The organism is Sanguibacter inulinus (assembly GCF_013415325.1).
GTDB lineage: Bacteria > Actinomycetota > Actinomycetes > Actinomycetales > Cellulomonadaceae > Sanguibacter > Sanguibacter inulinus.
In genome coordinates this window covers 52,364-67,924 of sequence record NZ_JACBYE010000019.1, presented here as the reverse complement: position 1 = coordinate 67,924, position 15,561 = coordinate 52,364, and the positions used below count along the sequence as shown (strand labels likewise).

General features: G+C 71.9%; 15 protein-coding genes. 10 read left to right on the top strand and 5 right to left on the bottom strand.

Annotated elements, in window-relative coordinates; all coding sequences use genetic code 11:
• The first annotated feature begins 230 nt into the window (after positions 1–230).
• Positions 231–1,013, top strand: a complete 783-nt coding sequence (locus HZZ10_RS09585; protein ID WP_179913329.1) for a VOC family protein — start codon at positions 231–233, stop codon at positions 1,011–1,013.
• Positions 1,014–1,052: 39 nt separating this feature from the next.
• On the opposite strand, the gene HZZ10_RS09580 is transcribed toward HZZ10_RS09585, so the two are convergent.
• The 4 genes from HZZ10_RS09580 to HZZ10_RS09565 all read right to left on the bottom strand — a co-directional run bounded on the left by HZZ10_RS09580 (position 1,053) and on the right by HZZ10_RS09565 (position 4,441).
• The gene (locus HZZ10_RS09580; RefSeq protein ID WP_179913328.1) at positions 1,053–1,802 is read right to left on the bottom strand and encodes a hypothetical protein; all 750 of its coding nucleotides are present in this window, start codon (positions 1,800–1,802) and stop codon (positions 1,053–1,055) included.
• A gap of 70 nt (positions 1,803–1,872) precedes the next feature.
• Complete coding sequence (locus tag HZZ10_RS09575) at positions 1,873–2,412, bottom strand: hypothetical protein (RefSeq protein ID WP_179913327.1); 540 nt, start codon at positions 2,410–2,412, stop codon at positions 1,873–1,875.
• 9 nt (positions 2,413–2,421) lie between these two features.
• Positions 2,422–3,777: a sensor histidine kinase gene (locus HZZ10_RS09570; protein WP_308507542.1), complete on the bottom strand. Its 1,356-nt coding sequence runs from the start codon at positions 3,775–3,777 to the stop codon at positions 2,422–2,424.
• Positions 3,770–4,441 carry a response regulator transcription factor gene (locus tag HZZ10_RS09565; RefSeq protein WP_179913333.1) on the bottom strand — a complete coding sequence of 224 codons (672 nt, stop codon included), beginning with the start codon at positions 4,439–4,441 and terminating at the stop codon, positions 3,770–3,772. Before HZZ10_RS09565 ends, HZZ10_RS09570 begins: the two co-directional genes overlap by 8 nt.
• A 249-nt stretch (positions 4,442–4,690) precedes the next feature.
• Between HZZ10_RS09565 and HZZ10_RS09560 the strand changes: the two genes are divergently transcribed.
• From HZZ10_RS09560 to HZZ10_RS09520, 9 genes are all read left to right on the top strand, one after another.
• Positions 4,691–6,913: an MMPL family transporter gene (locus HZZ10_RS09560; protein WP_179913326.1), complete on the top strand. Its 2,223-nt coding sequence runs from the start codon at positions 4,691–4,693 to the stop codon at positions 6,911–6,913.
• A 5-nt stretch (positions 6,914–6,918) separates the two neighbouring features.
• Positions 6,919–8,112, top strand: a complete 1,194-nt coding sequence (locus HZZ10_RS09555) for a sensor histidine kinase (RefSeq protein WP_179913325.1) — start codon at positions 6,919–6,921, stop codon at positions 8,110–8,112.
• A complete protein-coding gene (locus HZZ10_RS09550) occupies positions 8,109–8,807 on the top strand; it encodes a response regulator (RefSeq protein WP_179913324.1) in 699 nt (232 codons plus the stop codon). The genes HZZ10_RS09555 and HZZ10_RS09550 overlap by 4 nt, the downstream gene beginning before the upstream one ends.
• Before the next feature lie 120 nt (positions 8,808–8,927).
• Positions 8,928–10,403, top strand: coding sequence for a dihydrolipoyl dehydrogenase family protein (locus HZZ10_RS09545; RefSeq protein WP_179913323.1), 1,476 nt, complete (start codon positions 8,928–8,930; stop codon positions 10,401–10,403).
• A 127-nt stretch (positions 10,404–10,530) separates the two neighbouring features.
• Positions 10,531–11,391: an Abi family protein gene (locus HZZ10_RS09540; RefSeq protein ID WP_179913322.1), complete on the top strand. Its 861-nt coding sequence runs from the start codon at positions 10,531–10,533 to the stop codon at positions 11,389–11,391.
• Positions 11,392–11,529: 138 nt separating this feature from the next.
• Positions 11,530–12,729: a toxic anion resistance protein gene (locus HZZ10_RS09535; protein WP_179913321.1), complete on the top strand. Its 1,200-nt coding sequence runs from the start codon at positions 11,530–11,532 to the stop codon at positions 12,727–12,729.
• Between the two features lie 73 nt (positions 12,730–12,802).
• Positions 12,803–13,261, top strand: coding sequence for a hypothetical protein (locus HZZ10_RS09530; RefSeq protein ID WP_056134454.1), 459 nt, complete (start codon positions 12,803–12,805; stop codon positions 13,259–13,261).
• 9 nt (positions 13,262–13,270) lie between these two features.
• Positions 13,271–13,843 carry a TerD family protein gene (locus HZZ10_RS09525; protein ID WP_056134457.1) on the top strand — a complete coding sequence of 191 codons (573 nt, stop codon included), beginning with the start codon at positions 13,271–13,273 and terminating at the stop codon, positions 13,841–13,843.
• The gene (locus tag HZZ10_RS09520) at positions 13,840–14,436 is read left to right on the top strand and encodes a hypothetical protein (protein WP_179913320.1); all 597 of its coding nucleotides are present in this window, start codon (positions 13,840–13,842) and stop codon (positions 14,434–14,436) included. Before HZZ10_RS09525 ends, HZZ10_RS09520 begins: the two co-directional genes overlap by 4 nt.
• A 79-nt stretch (positions 14,437–14,515) precedes the next feature.
• Here HZZ10_RS09520 and HZZ10_RS09515 read toward each other — a convergent pair whose 3' ends face one another.
• The gene (locus tag HZZ10_RS09515) at positions 14,516–15,538 is read right to left on the bottom strand and encodes a glycine betaine ABC transporter substrate-binding protein (RefSeq protein ID WP_228087335.1); all 1,023 of its coding nucleotides are present in this window, start codon (positions 15,536–15,538) and stop codon (positions 14,516–14,518) included.
• Positions 15,539–15,561 lie beyond the last annotated feature (23 nt).

Sequence of the window (15,561 nt, the reverse complement as noted above, 5' to 3'; positions counted from 1 at the left end):
CACGAGGGCGACGGTCACCCGCACCGGGTGACCGTCGCCCTCTCTGCCGTCGCCCTCTCTGCTGCCCGCCTCTCCGCCGTCCGCCGGACAGGCTCCTGACGTGCTGAGCAAGTTCGGAGAAGACGCCCCGCCCCGGCGCTCCTAGCCTGGGAGCACACCGCCCGCACCGCTCGGCCCACGGGTGGTCCCGGGGGCGGCCGTCCTCGGGAGGCCTCAGCGAGGAGCACACCATGCCTGCACGGGACCGCGCGCCGCTCGGCGCACCGATCTGGATCGACCTGTCCAGCGCCGACACCGCGAAGGCGATCGACTTCTACGGCACCCTCTTCGGCTGGGAGGCCTTCGTCGGACCGCCCGAGTACGGCGGCTACGTGACGTTCTCGAAGGACGGGGCGCGGATCGCCGGGATGATGCAGAACCCCGCGGGGTCCGGGTTCCCCGATGGGTGGGGCACGTTCTTCGCGGTCTCCGACACCGGGGCGACCGTCGCGGCGGTCGAGGACAACGGCGGACGCGTGATCGTCGAGCCGATGACCGTCGACGTGCAGGGCACCATGGCGGTGTTCCTCGACAGCACCGGGACCATGTTCTCGACGTGGCAGCCCGGGGACAACAGCGGGTTCCAGCTCGCACGCGAGCACGGCGCCCCCGCCTGGCACGAGCTCATCACCCGCGACTACGCCACGGCCCTCGGCTTCTACACGACGGTCTTCGGCTGGGAGGTCGCGGTCCAGGGCGACACCGACGACTTCCGCTACAGCATGAACGTCGTCGACGGCCACGAGGAGTCAGGGATGATGGACGGCTCGAGATTCTTGCCCGAGGGTGTCCCCGCCTCGTGGGCCGTGTACTTCGGGAGCGACGACGTCGACGCGACCGTCGCGCTGGCGGTCGAGCACGGCGGGAGCGTCGTGGACGAGGCCGAGGACACCCCCTACGGGCGGCTCGCGACGCTCGCCGACCCGACGGGCGCGACCTTCAAGCTGCTCGGCGTCAGGCCCGACCAGGGCTGACAGGGCTGACAGGGCTGACGCGGCTGGGCACCACGGTGCTCAGCCGCGGTCTGCCGGGTCGAGCTCGGTCCAGACCACCGTGAAGTCGTCGGCGAGCTCGACCTCGAGCTCATCTCCGTCCGCGAGGAGCACGTCCACCTCGAAGGCGTGGTCGGCGTCGTCGGAGCGGTCGACGTCGGTCACGGTGCCGCCGCCCGCCTCCGCGAGCGCGGCGTCGGTAGCCGAGGCGACCTCGGCGTCTGTCAGGGGGACGTCGTCGGCGTCACGGCGCTCGCGCTGGTCGTCGTCGCGAGAGCCGTCGCCGGGCGCGGCCGGGGACTGTCCGTCGTCGTCGCGGTCGTCGCGGTCGTCGCTGCGGTGGTCAGAGCCGCGGGAGTCGCGGTCGTCGTCGCTGCGGTAGTCGTCACTGTGCTCATCGTCGCGGTCGTCCCTGTCGAGGTCGTCCGCCTGACGCTCGTCGGAGGCGCTCCACGAGCTGTCGTCGTCGTCGCCCAGCTCGTCGACCGCGTAGGCCACCCCGGCGCCGCCGGCCACGAGGGCGACCACGGCCGCCGCGACCCACACGGGCTTGCGGCGCCACGCGGCGGTCTTCGCCACGGGTGGAGCTGTCGCGGCCGGACCCGCCGGTGCCGGCGTCGCGGGCGGCTCCGCGGCGTGCGGCTGGGGAGCGGCCGAGGCAGACGGCAGCGTGGTCGGCGCTGGTGGCGTCGTCTCGACAGCGGCCGTCCGGTCGTCCTGACCGGGGTTCTGGGGGGTCTCGGGGTTCTCGGGGGTGCGGTTCGTGTCCATGCCCGCAGTCTGCCGAGGGGGTGCTGAAGCCAGCCTGAAGCGAGCTGCAGCAGGTCGGACGAGTGACGACCTACGGCTCGCGGCCAGGCCGCGCACTACCCACGGTCCCGAGCAGCGCGTCGGTCAACGGGTCCGCGGTACTGACACCTGCCGCCACGTCCCGGAGCAGAGTCTGGAGGTCGGGCGCGACGACCGTGACCTCCTCGAGCTCGGGCTCTCCCCCACGGACCACCTGACCGTCCGGGGCGATCGCCAGGTACTCGTGCCCGTCGCGCACCGACAGCAGGATCGGGAGATGACTGGCCCAGAACGCGTCGACGGCAGCGCGCTCGGCTGGTCCGGACGCTGCCTCGAGACTCTCGTGCCTGAAGGCGTCCCACGGGAAGGCCTCGTCGCTGATGCCGACCCCACCGGCGTAGTCCTGCGCCGAGAGGAACCACACGGTGTCGTCCGGGCTGGCGAGCACGGAGAACGAGCCCACCCACGTGAGGAGCTGGTCGTCCGCCCCGACCAGCGGAGGTGGGACCACGGCGGCACCCGACCGCAGCGGTTCGTCACGGACCCATCCCGCGGTCAGGAGCGCGGCGGTCGCGTCGAGGTGGAGGCCCATGGCCACATGCTAGGCGGGAGGCGCGACGCCAGGCAGCGTCACCACGAAGCGCGCCCCGCCCGCCGTGCCGGTCTCGACCTCGACGCTCCCGCCGTGCAGCCTGACGGCGTCGGCGACGATCGCGAGCCCGAGCCCTGAGCCGCCGTCGTCGCGGGCACGTGCCTCGTCGAGCCTCACGAACCTCTCGAAGACCCGTCCGCGGTCCTGCGGCGCGATGCCCGCACCGTCGTCCTCGACCACCAGCCGGACCCGGCCGTGCGCCTCCGACGAGGAGATCGTCAAGGTCGACCGGGCGTGCCTGACGGCGTTGTCCACGAGGTTGCGCACCACCCGCGCGAGGATCGTCTCGTCCCCCTGCACCTGGGCGGCGCTGATCCCCGAGGCGTCGACCCGGACCACGCCGAGCGCCCGGACCCTGGAGGCCTCTGCGAGCAGCAGGTCGTCGAGGTCGACCGCCCTGCCTGCGCCGTGCCGCGAGCGCTCGTCGAGCCTGGCGAGCAGCAGCAGGGAGTCGACGAGGTCCTGGACGCGCGCCCCCTCGGCGAGGACGGTCCCGGCGAGCTCGGTCACCTCGACGCGGTCCGGGTGCGCGACGGCCACCTCGGCGTACTGGCGCATCGAGGCGAGCGGTGAGCGCAGCTCGTGGGAGGCGTCGGAGACGAACCTGCGCTGGGCCGCCTGGGCGCGGTCGAGGCGGGCGAGCATCTCGTTCATCGTCTCGGCGAGCCGGCTCACCTCGTCGCCCGCCGGGGACACCTCGACCCGCCTGTGCAGCTCGCCGGCCTCGAGCCCGGCGACCTCGCGGCGGATCTGCTCGACGGGTGCCAGGGCCCTGCCGACGACCACCCGGGTGGTGACCGCGACCAGCACGACGAGGACCACGACGGCGACGGCGAGCAGCGCCGCGACTGTGCTCACGGCGTCGTCCACGTCGTCGAGGGACCTCCCGGCGAGGACCCTGAGCTCGTGACCGTCCACCTCGACGTCCTCGGCGGCGAAGAGCACGTGCTCGTCGTCGACCGTCGCGTCGACGGTGTCGCCCGACGGGACCGGCGAGGGCAGCTCGATCTCGTCGTCGCTGCTCTCGAGCACCTGCCCGTCCGCGTCGACGAGCACGAGGAGCTGGTCGTCAGACTCGGGCAGGCGGGCCGTCCCCGACTGCTCGACGCGCGCCGCGGCGACCTCGGCCTCGGAGGACGCGCTCTGCGCGACGCCGCCGTGCAGGGAGACCGAGAGCAGCGCGACGAAGACGAAGGACCCGACGACGAGGAACAGACCGACGACGAGCGCCGCCCCGAGCGCTGCGCGGGCGCGCACCGCGCGCCACGGGCGTCGTCGGCTGCGCCCCACCATCTGCTCACCCACGGCTGAGCCTGTACCCGGAGCCGCGCAGCGTCTCGATCGACGCACGGCCGAAGGGCCTGTCGACCTTGTTGCGCAGGTGTCGCACGTAGACCTCGACGATGTTGGGGTCGCCCTCGAAGTCCACGTCCCACACGTTCTCGAGCACCTGGCGCTTCGAGACGACGTCGCCCACGTTCCGCATGAGGTAGTCCAGGACGGCGAGCTCGCGCGAGGTGAGCTCGATCTCGGTGCCGCCGCGCTGGACGCGCTTGGTCGCCGGGTCGAGCCGCAGGTCGCCGGCCTCGAGCACGACGGGCCGCTCACGGACGCCGCGCCGGACGAGGGACCGCAGCCGCGCGACGAGCACAGCGTAGGAGAAGGGCTTGCTGAGGAAGTCGTCGGCGCCGGTGTCGAGGGCCTCGACCTCGTCCCACTCACCGTCCTTGGCGGTGAGCATGAGGATCGGGGTCCAGTCCCCCTCGGCCCGCAGCCTCTCGCACACCGTGTACCCGTTCATGCCGGGCATCATGATGTCGAGGACGATCGCGTCGTAGCTGTGCTCCTGGGCCATCCACAGCCCGTCGACACCGTTCGCCGCCGCGTCGACCGCGAAGCCCTCGGCCTCGAGCCCGCGCCGCACGCCGTCGAGCAGCCGAGCCTCGTCGTCCACCACCAAGATCCGCATCTGGGCCACACCTCCGGTCCACAGTGTGCCGGGTCCGGGCTGAAGCTCGGCTGAAGGCATGACGACGGGCACTGCCGCGAGCGCGACCGCTGTCGACACAGCCCTCTCTGGGCGAGATGCCCGTCCTGTCTCCCCCAGACAGGTGAGAAGAGAGCCCCCAGACGGGCGACGCCCCGTCGCCACCTCGCAGACAGGCTGGAGGGAGCCCGCCTCGACCAGAGCTCGGGCCTGTCGTCTGAGAGGACCCTCATGGCTCGCCTGCTCTTCAGGCTGGGAGCGTTCAGCGCCCGGCACCGTCGTCTGCTCCTGGTCGTCTGGCTGGTCGTCCTCGTCGGCCTCGGAGCCGTCGCTGCGACCAGTGCGCAGCTGACCGACGAGGAGGGGCTGCCCGAGACCGAGTCAGGGCGGGCTCTCGACATCGTCGACGAGCGGTTCACGGCCCCCGGGGCCGACGACACCTCGGAGCTCCAGCTCGTCCTCGTCGCGGACGACATCTCGACAGGCGACGCTGCGGCTGCCGTCGAGTCCCTCGTCGCACAGGCCCGCGCGCTGCCGTCAGTCGCGACTGTCGGCGACCCCCTCGACCCCTCCGCCCCGGCGGTCTCCCCCGACCTCACGACGGCGATCGTGCCGATCGCCTTCTCAGGGCTGTCGGACGCGGAGGCCGAAGAGGCCCAGCACGCCGTCGAGGCGCTGGCCGCCTCGGCCAGGTCTGCGGGTCTGACGGCCGAGGTCGGCGGGTCGGTCTTCGTCGAGCCCGTCGAGCTGGTCGGGCCGACCGAGGCCGTCGGCGCGGCGATCGCCTTCCTCGTCCTGCTGCTCACCTACGGCTCGCTCGTCGCCGCGGGGGCCAACATGCTCGTCGCGCTGCTCGGTGTGCTCGTCGGGACGCTCGGCGTCTTCGCCTTCTCCGCGGCGGCGCCGATCGGGTCGATCACCCCCATCCTCGCGATCATGCTCGGGCTCGCCGTCGGCATCGACTACGGGCTCTTCGTCCTGGCCAGGTTCAGGTCCGAGCTGCGCGAGGGCCGGGCCGTCGACGACGCCGTGAGCCACGCCGTGGGGACCGCCGGCACCTCGGTCGTCTTCGCAGGGTCGACCGTGGTCATCGCGCTCGTCGGGCTGTCCGTGGTCGGCATCCCGACGGTCACCGAGATGGGCCTCGCCGCGGCCTTCGCCGTCCTGGTCGCCGTGCTCGTGGCGCTCACGCTGCTGCCCGGCCTCATGTCGTGGGCGGGCCGCCGGGTCCTCCCGCGGTCCGAGCGGAACGCACCTCTGCCCGGCGCGACCACGACCAGCAGTCCCGCGCGGCGCGGGCTCCTCGAGCGGTGGGGTCACGGTGTCGTGAGGCGTCCTCTCCTCGCGCTCGTCCCGACCGTCGTCCTGCTCGTCGTGCTCGCCGTGCCTGTGCTCTCCCTCCAGACAGCCCTCAAGACACCCGGTGGCAGCGACCCGGCCTCGACCGAGCGGGCCGCCTACGACCTCGTCGCCGAGGCCTTCGGGCCGGGTGCGCAGAGCCCGCTCGTGGTGCTCGTCGAGCCCGACGGCGCCGACCTCGCGACGGCGCTCCCCCAGGTCGAGACGATGCTCGCGGGGCTCGACGGAGCCGCCTCGGTCGCCGACGCGCAGACCGCCCCCGACGGGAGCGCGGCGATCGTCACTGTGGTCCCCGCGACGGGTCCCCTCGACCCCGCGACCGAGGACCTCGTCGCCGCGATCCGCGCCACAGGCGTCGACGGCGTGCAGCTGTCGGTCACCGGGACGACGGCCTTCGGCCTCGACATCGACGCGCTCCTCTCGACGGCCCTGGTGACCTATCTCCTCGTGATCGTCGGCCTCTCCCTCGTGCTGCTCGTGCTGCTCTTCAGGTCGGTCTTGGTCCCCGTGGTCGCCACGGCCGGGTTCTTGCTGTCCTTCGGCGCAGGTCTCGGCGTGATGGTCGCGGTGTTCCAGTGGGGCTGGTTCGACGCGGTGATCCAGGCACCGCAGGGCGACCCCGTGCCGTCGCTCCTGCCGATCCTCGTGGTGGGGATCCTCTTCGGCCTCGCGATGGACTACCAGGTGTTCCTCGTGTCCCGCATGCACGAGGCGCACCGCAAGGGCATGGCACCAGCCGACGCCGTCGTCGACGGGTTCCGGCGCAGCGCCGGGGTCGTGGCCGCGGCGGCGACCATCATGACCGCCGTCTTCGGCGGCTTCGCCCTCGGGCTGGACCCGCTCGTCGGCTCGATCGCCCTCGCCCTCACGGTCGGGGTGCTGGCCGACGCCTTCCTCGTCCGGATGATCGTCGTCCCGGCAGTCCTCGCGCTGCTCGGCGAGTCCGCGTGGTGGCTGCCGCGCTGGCTCGGACGGGTGCTGCCCGACCTCGACACCGAGGGGCGCTCCCTCGAGGAGCCTGGTGACCCGTCTGGCACCACGGGGGCTCGCCGAGCCCGGCCCGACAGCCCGTCGTGGCAGGAGGTGGGAGGGTAGTGCCCGTGCCGAGATCGACGCCCCGCGGAGCAGCCCTGCCCCAGATCCGCCCGACCCGGTTCTGGGAGGGCGTCCTCGACGTCGTGAGCGTCATCGCCGTGGTGTCCGCCGTCGGGCGCGCCGAGCCCGTCCCGCCCGGGGCGCTCGCCGCCCTCGGGGTCGCGGCTGTCGGACTCGTGCTCCGGCGCCGCCAGCCGGCCCTCGCCCTCGTGCTCGTCACGGCCGCGAGCGCCGTCGGCGGCTTCGGCTGGCCCGAGGCGACCTGGGCGACGCTGGCTCTGTGGGTGATGGCCCAGACCTGCCTCTTCAGCGTCGCGCTGCGCAGCGACCGACGGGTCGCGGCGGGGGCGGCCGGTGCGCTCGCCGTCACGCTCGTCGGGCAGAGCGTCCTCGCCCAGTCGAACTCGGTCATCGACCTGCTGACCTTCGCGCTCCTCACCTGGACCGCCGCCGTGCTCGGCGCCGGGCTGGCCGTCCGGGCGCAGCGCGACCACGTCGCTGCCCTCGAGACAGCACGGCGCGCCGAGGCGCGGGACCGCGAGCGCGAGGTCGGCCGGCGGCTGACCCAAGAACGCCTGCGGATCGCCCGCGACCTGCACGACGCCGTCGCGCACACAGTCGCGGTGATCGCGATCCACGCCGGTGCGGCCGAGCGGAACCTGCGATCCTCCCCCGACGACGCGGCGGCCTCGCTCGGTGCGATCCGGACCGCCGCGCGGACCGTCGTGGGCGAGATGCAGCAGGTCCTCACCGTCCTGCGCGAGGAAGGCGGCACAGGTGCCGACACGACGGTGCCCGGCATGGCCGCGGTCCCCGACCTCGTGAGGTCGGTCCGCGCCTCTGGCGTCCGGGTCTCCTACGCGGAGCAGGTCGGTCTTGGGGACCTCCCGCAGGCCGTCGACGTGACCGTCTACAGGGTGCTGCAGGAGGCCCTCACCAACGCGGTCCGGTACGGAGACGGCTCGGTCGACGTGAGCGTCAGACAGGACGAGACGATGCTGTCCGTGCGCGTGACGAACGGGCGGGGCCACGCCTGGCCCGGTGCGGCAGACCCCCGCTCGGCCAGCACGGGCTTCGGCCTCGTGGGGATGCAGGAGCGTGTGTCAGCCGCCGGGGGGCGCCTGCGTGTCGAGGACACCCCGCACAGCTTCGAGGTCGTCGTCGACCTCCCGACCGAGAGCACGAGGCAGACCGCATGACCGGGCCAGCAGCAGGCACCCACCGACGCGCCACGGTGCTGGTGGTCGACGACCAGGCGATGATCCGGGCCGGGATCCGCGGGATCCTGCAGACCGTCGACGACCTCGAGGTGGTCGGGGAGGCCGCCGACGGCGAGGCCGGCGTGCAGATGTGCGTGGCCCTGCGCCCGGACGTCGTCCTCATGGACCTGCGCATGCCCGTCCTCGACGGGACCGCCGCGGTCCGGGCGATCCGCGCCCGGCCCGATCTCGCCGGGACGCGGGTGCTGGTCCTGACGACCTTCGACGACGACCCCGACGTCCTCGGCGCGGTCCAGGCCGGGGCCGACGGGTTCCTCAGCAAGGTGGCCGAGCCCTCGGAGCTCGTCGAGGCGATGCGCCGCGTCGCGTCGGGCGGGGTGTCGCTCTCGCAGACCGCCGCCCGGGCCGTCGTCCAGCACGTCGCCCGGGTCCCCGCCCCGCAGCCCGTCGACCCGGACGTCGAGCGACGCGTCGCGAGCCTCACCCCCCGCGAGCGCACGATCGTCGAGCACGCCGCCGCTGGCCTGGACAACCTGCAGATCGCCCGGGAGCTCCACATCTCGCCGCACACCGTCAAGACGCACCTCGGGCACGCCATGTCCAAGCTCGACGTGCGCGACCGCACGCAGATGGTGGTCCTCGCCTTCCGCGCCGGGCTCGCCGGCCGCGGCTGAGGCGAGCGCGGCTGAGGCGAGCATGGCTGAGGCGAGCGGGTCGGGCAGCCTCCTCCGGGCTGCGCTGCTCGCCCCGAGGGGCGACGATGGGCAGAGCCCACCGACACGAGGAGCACCCGCATGAGCGCCAGCACCGAGCACCAGCACGGCCAGACCACCGAGACCACCTTCGACGTGATCGTCGTCGGGGCCGGTGCCGTGGGCGAGAACGCCGCCGACCGCGCCGGGCGCACGGGCCTGAGCGTCGCCGTGGTCGAGGCCGAGCTCGTCGGCGGGGAGTGCTCCTACTGGGCCTGCATGCCGTCCAAGGCGCTGCTGCGCCCCGGAGCCGTGCTCGAGGCCGCCCGTGCTGTCCCCGGTGCCGCCGAGATGATCACCGGGACCCTCGACCCCGCCAAGGTGCTGGCCCGGCGCGACTCCTTCACCTCGGGCTGGGACGACTCGAGCCAGGTGGAGTGGCTCGACGGCGCCGGGATCGCGCTCGTGCGCGGCCGCGCCCGTCTGACCGGCCCCAAGACCCTCGACGTGACGACCGAGGACGGCTCCGTCACGACACTCACGGCCCGGCACGCGGTGATCCTCGCGACAGGCAGCGTCCCCGTCGTCCCGCCCGTCGACGGCCTCGCCGAGTCGAACCCGTGGGGCAGCCGCGAGGCCACCTCGGTCAAGGACGTCCCCGCCTCGCTCGCGATCATGGGTGGCGGTGTGGTCGGCGTCGAGATGGCGACGGCCTTCGCCGACCTCGGCACGAAGGTCACGCTCGTGGTCCGCGGCGAGCGGCTGCTCGCCGCGAACGAGCCCTTCGCCGGGGACGCCGTCGCCGACTCCCTGCGCGACCTCGGCGTCGACGTGCGGCTGAGCACCGACGTCACCTCGGTCGAGGTCCACGACGACGGCACCCACCTCGTGACGTCGTCGGGGGGCTCGACCGAGACCGTCGTGGCCGAGAAGCTGCTCGTCGCCACGGGCCGGAAGCCTGCGACGGCCGACATCGGGCTGGAGGCTGTCGGCCTCACGGCGGGCGACCCGCTGACCGTCGACGACGCGATGCTGGTCGAGGGTGTCGACGGCGGTTGGCTCTTCGCCGTCGGCGACGTCACCGGTCGCGTCGCGACCACCCACCAGGGCAAGTACGACGCCCGGGTCGCCGGTGACGTCGTGGCCGCGCGCTTCGGCGGCTCCGCCGAGGGCGAGCTCGACGCCCCCGACTGGAGCCGTTTCCGCGCGACGGCCGACCACCAGGCCGTACCGCAGGTCGTGTTCGCGCGCCCGGAGGTCGCGAGCGTCGGGCTCACCGAGCAGGCCGCGAAGGACGCCGGGTACCTGGTCGACGTGTTCTCCTACGATCTCGGGTCGGTCGCCGGGGCAGCCGTCGCGGCCGACGGCTTCACAGGGAAGGCGCAGATCGTGGTCGACCGGGACCGTGGTGTGATCGTCGGGGCGACCTTCGTCGGGCCCGAGGTCGCCGAGCTGCTGCACGCCGCGACCATCGCGGTCGTCGGCGAGGTCCCGCTCGACCGTCTGTGGCACGCCGTCCCGTCCTACCCGACGGTCTCCGAGGTCTGGCTCCGCCTGCTGGAGGCCGCCGGTCTGTGACCAGTCCGCAGGCCGAGAGCGTTGAGCGGCCGCGCCCGTCGCTGTAGACTCACACCAACAGCGCCCCACCAAGGCTAGAGCGAAAGCTTCCTCAAATAGGTGGGGCCTTTTGTGTAATCTGTCTGAGATGAAACCAGCGCTGTCCCTGGACCAGCAGGTCGATCTCATGACGGGCCGTGGGCTCGAGGTCGTCGACCGAGAGATGGCGACACGGACGCTCTTCAACTCCAGCTACTACAGGCTCTCGGGGTACGCGAGGCAGTTTCAGGTCTCGCCACGATCGGCCACAGGCCAGACCTTCGAGCCTGGAACCACCTTCGAGACGGTCGTGGCCGCCCACGATCACGATGAGCAGCTGTCCGCCCTGCTGCTGGATGCGCTCTGCGTGATCGAGCGGTCGCTCCGTGCCCGGTTCGCTTATCACCTGGCCCACCAGCACGGGAACCAGGCGTTCTACCTGGACCCAGCGAGCTACCTGGCGGTCACACCTCACCTCTCGTCCTTCCTCGACAAGCTCGAGGGGGAGCTGAGCCGGGCACGCCGTCCGACGGTCGCGCGCTACGCCGTGGCTGACGACTACTCGGCCGTCCCGGTCTGGGTCGCTCTCGAGGTCTTCTCCTTCGGTTCCATGTCCAAGATCCTGGAGTACCTGGTAGATGACCGCGCTGCTCGAGCCGTCGCAGCGTCGTACTCCGTTCCTTGGGGCGGTTTCACGTCGACCGTCCACAGTCTCGCGGTCCTGCGGAACACCTGCGCGCACCACGGGCAGCTCTGGCACCGCCGCCTCGACGTGCAGACTCCTGTCCAGCGCAAGACGAGACGTCACGAGCCTGCCTTCGACTCCCAAGGTCCCTACGCCGCGGTGATCGCCATCAAGAGGTTTCTCCTCGCGATCGACCCAGCTGACCAGCGAGCCGCACGCGTCCGCGACTTCTTCGAGAGCGGCTCTCCGTTCGTCTCAGGATTCCTGTCACCTGCTCCTCGCTGAGCTGCCACCGACCGTCGGTCACCCGCACTCCGACGTGGGCAGACGGACCCATGCGGATCCCCGTCGGGGCGCGGCGTCAAGCGGTAGAGTCGTGAGTCGATCAGCCTTCAGCCAGTGAGCCCACGAAGCGGAGTCCCCATGAGCGAGAGCACCCCCCTGACCCCTCCCGGAGCATCGCTGGTGCTCCAGCCGCCGGCGCCCGTCGCCGCGGTCCAGCCGGAGCAGGTCGGCGGCATGGTGCCCGTGCCGGACGCCAAGAAGGCTGAGCTCACCGCGACCGCCGACGCCTACGCGGCCGAGCTCGCGACCCTCACGCCCAACAGCCCCGAGCTCCAGGCCAAGATCACCGAGATCACGACCCTGGGCCGTGACGAGATCCAGGGCGCAGCCAACGCGTCCAACCGCATGCTCGAGCGCCCCGCGTCGGCCCTCGCCGCGGCGAAGGGCAGCGGAGACGCCGGCGACGCCCAGGCCCGGGTCGCCAAGACGCTCACCGACCTCCGCTTCCAGGTCGAAGACCTCACGCCCAACCGCGCCGACCTCACCGGTGCCCGCAAGATCCTCGGCTTCATCCCCGGCGGCTCGAAGATCGCCCGGTACTTCGACCGCTACAAGTCGGCCCAGGTGCAGCTCGACTCGATCACCCGCGCGCTGGAGTCCGGCCAGGACGAGCTCCGCAAGGACAACGCGTCGATCGAGCAGGAGAAGGTCAACCTCTGGACGACCATGGGCACGCTCTCCGAGTACGCCGTGCTCCTCGGCGGCCTCGACGCAGCGGTCGAGAAGAAGATCGCCGAGGTCGAGGTCTCCGCCCCCGACACCGCGAAGGCCATGCGCTCTGATGTGCTGTTCGCCGTCCGCCAGCGCCGCGAGGACATCCTCACCCAGCTCGCAGTCTCGGCGCAGGGCTACCTCGCGATGGACATGGTGCGTGCCAACAACGTCGAGCTCATCAAGGGTGTCGACCGCGCCCGCACCACGACGCTCTCCGCGCTACGCACAGCCGTGATCGTCGCCCAGGCGCTCACCAACCAGCGTCTCGTGCTCGACCAGATCACCGCGCTCAACCGGACGACGAGCGACCTCATCGCCTCGAACGCCGAGATGCTCAAGACGACCTCGGCGGACATCCACCGCCAGGCCGCGGCCTCGACCATCGAGATCGACAAGCTCGAGAAGGCCTTCCAGGACGTCTTCGCGACCATGGACGCGATCGACACCTTCCGTGCCGAGGCCGCGTCGAGCATGGCCGTGACGATCACGTCCCTCGAGGGCCAGATCGAGCGGGCTCAGCCGTACCTCGAGCGGGCGCAGAGCCGCCCCGAGATCACGTCCTGACCGATCCGCTCCTGACCCCGCCGCCTGCCGCACAGCGGGTCGGCACCACGCACGCACCGACGAGGACGAACCGATGAGCTGGTTGTTCGGACGACGGTCGCAGCCCGTCCCGGACACCCCGGCGCCGGCCGCCGAGCCGGAGCCGCAGGTGCCCTTCCACGACACCATGGAGGGGCACCTGCGCGGGCTGTTCGCCGCCGCGAAGCAGAGCGGCGCAGCGCTCCCGGTCCCCGCGTCGATCGTGCTGTTCTCGATGCTCGACAACCTCAACGAGCTGCTCGACCACACGCTCGTTGCACCGCCGACCCTCGACGAGCAGATCGCCATCGAGTTCATGATCAAGGACTACATCCCCTCGACCGTGAACGCGTTCTTGGCGTCGCGGGCCGAGCGCGCCACGCGGGAAGAGCTGCTGCTCAGCCAGCTGCGTCTCCTCGACGGCCGGGTGCACTCGATGGTCACCGCGGTCTACGCGCACGACAACGCGCAGCTCGAGATCAACGGCCGGTTCCTCCGCGAGAAGTTTGGGTGACTCACACACATGCCTGCCATCACGCTCGTCAAGGGCGCCAACGCCTCCGTCACCCACAACATCCCGACCGCGACCACCATCACGGTCGGGTTCTCGTGGGACGTCGTGCAGAGCAACGGACCGGCGACCGAGGTCGTGCCCTGCGCGATCGCCTGCGGCCAGGACGGCCTCGCCGTGTCGTCGCAGCACGTCGTGTTCTTCAACCAGATGCTCAGCCCGGACGAGGCCGTCTCGTACGAGCCTGACGGGTCGCTGCCCGGCGGCGACGTCGAGCAGATCGAGGTCGACCTGCAGCGCGTGCCCTCGAACGTCATGAGCATCGCGCTGATCCTCTACGTCAACCCTGACCTGCGTCAGCCGGGCACCTTCGACAGCGTCCGCGGCTGCGTGGTGCGGATCCTCGACAGGGCCGGGTCCGAGGTGATCCGCTACCCGGTCGAGGCCGCAGACCTCGGCGCGACGAGCGCTGTGGTCGCCGGTGAGCTCTACCGCCGCCAGAACGAGTGGAAGTTCCGGGCGATCGGCCAGGGCTTCGCGGGCGGTGTGGCCGACGTCGCGCACAACTTCGGCTTCGACCTGTGAGCGGCACCCCGCTCGACTCCTTCGTCCGTCGGCGCCCGCCGCGGCGCCCTGACGCCTCGGCGGCGGTCGCCGCGCCGTCGGCCGTCCGGCTGAGCATCGGCACCCCGGCTGCGGCGAGCCACGAGCCCGAGCCGCCGGCCCGCTCGATCCCCCGGGTCTCCGGGACAGGGCGCCTGGAGCCTCGTCAGCCGATGCTCGCGCTCAGCAGGTTCCAGAGCGCGATCGGCTCCCTCCAGGTGGTCGTCGGCGGCGACGTGACCGGGATGGACGTGCTGTGGGAGCTCGACGACATGCGACAGGGCAGCGTCGAGACCGCTCCGCTCGACGCCGGTCGGCGCCCGCTGGTCTCCTACGACCGCATGCCCGGCTTCGTGCTCGGTCTGCGGCACTCGCGCGGCCTGCGACGGGTGCTGTTCTACCTGCCGAGCACGTCGTCGGTGACCGTCAACCTCTACGGCGGCACGACCATCGCGTGCGACCCGAGCATCACGGTCCTGGCCGTGTACCAGCACGACGGCCGCATGCACCTGCGCTACGACGGCGAGCCCTACCCCACCCTCGGCACCGTCAAGGCGGCCTACGGCTTCGCCTGACCCGCCAGGACGCACGAAGGCCCGGTCCGCCGTCCCTCTCGGGACGTGCGGGCCGGGCCCTCGGTGGTGACTCGAGCCGTCAGCTGGTCGCGAGCGACGGGTCGCTCGACAGGATCAGGCCGACAGTGATGTTGCCCTGGCGAAGGGCGTCCTTGGTGAGGTTGCCACCGGCGTCGAGCGAGACGAACTCGCCGACCTCGAGGCCGTAGGTCTCCTCGAGACCGAGCTGGCAGAACGCACGCTCGGGGCACTCCGGCGGTCCGCCGAGGACGACGTCGCCGCAGGTGGTCGCGAGGTCGGTCAGCGTCGTGATGCCGTACTCCTCGGCGAAGGCCGCGGTCACCGCGAAGGCGTTCTGGTCCTGGGCGTCGGCCGGCATGCCGAAGACCAGCCCGACCTCTTCACCGAGGGTCGTCAGACCCTCGACGGTCGCGTCGAGGTCCGTCGTGGCGACGGGCTCGGGGTTCTCGCCGTTGACCTTGGCGTTGAGGAACTCGGTCAGGGTGCTCACGTACTCGGGGATCACGGTGATCGCACCGGACTCGAGGTCCGTCAGGTAGAGCTCACGGTTGCCGACGTCCTGCGTCTTGGCGTCGTAGCCCGCGGCCTTGAGCACCTCGACGTAGAGGTTCGCGAGGGTCTGGCCCTCGGAGAAGTTCGGTGCACCGACGATCACCTCTGCGCCGTCACCGACAGACTCGGGCGAGCCGAGGTCGTTGGCCGCGATGAAGTCCGCAGCGGCCTGCTGGGAGGTCTGACGGTCGACGTCGACGGCCTTGTTGAGGTCGACGAGCGCCGGGGTGTCCAGGACGGCCGAGACCGTGTCGAGGGTCGCGACGATGTCGGCGTTCTCACCGGCTGCGGCCGCGTTGACGGCCGGGATGATGTTGTCGGGGTTCTGGAGGGTCTTGTCGTCCTCGAGCCCGACGAAGGTGTCGCCGGGGACGGGGTCGCAGACCTCGAGGTTCGAGGCGGCTGTCGGCGTCGAGGCCGACGAGGTGCCCGAGCCGCTCGAGGAGCCAGGGTCACCGCAGGCAGCGAGGACGAGGACGAGCCCCAGCGCTGCCGCGGTCGTGGTCATGGTCGTGCGACGAGCGCGCATGGTGTCTCCAGGGTAGAGAGGTC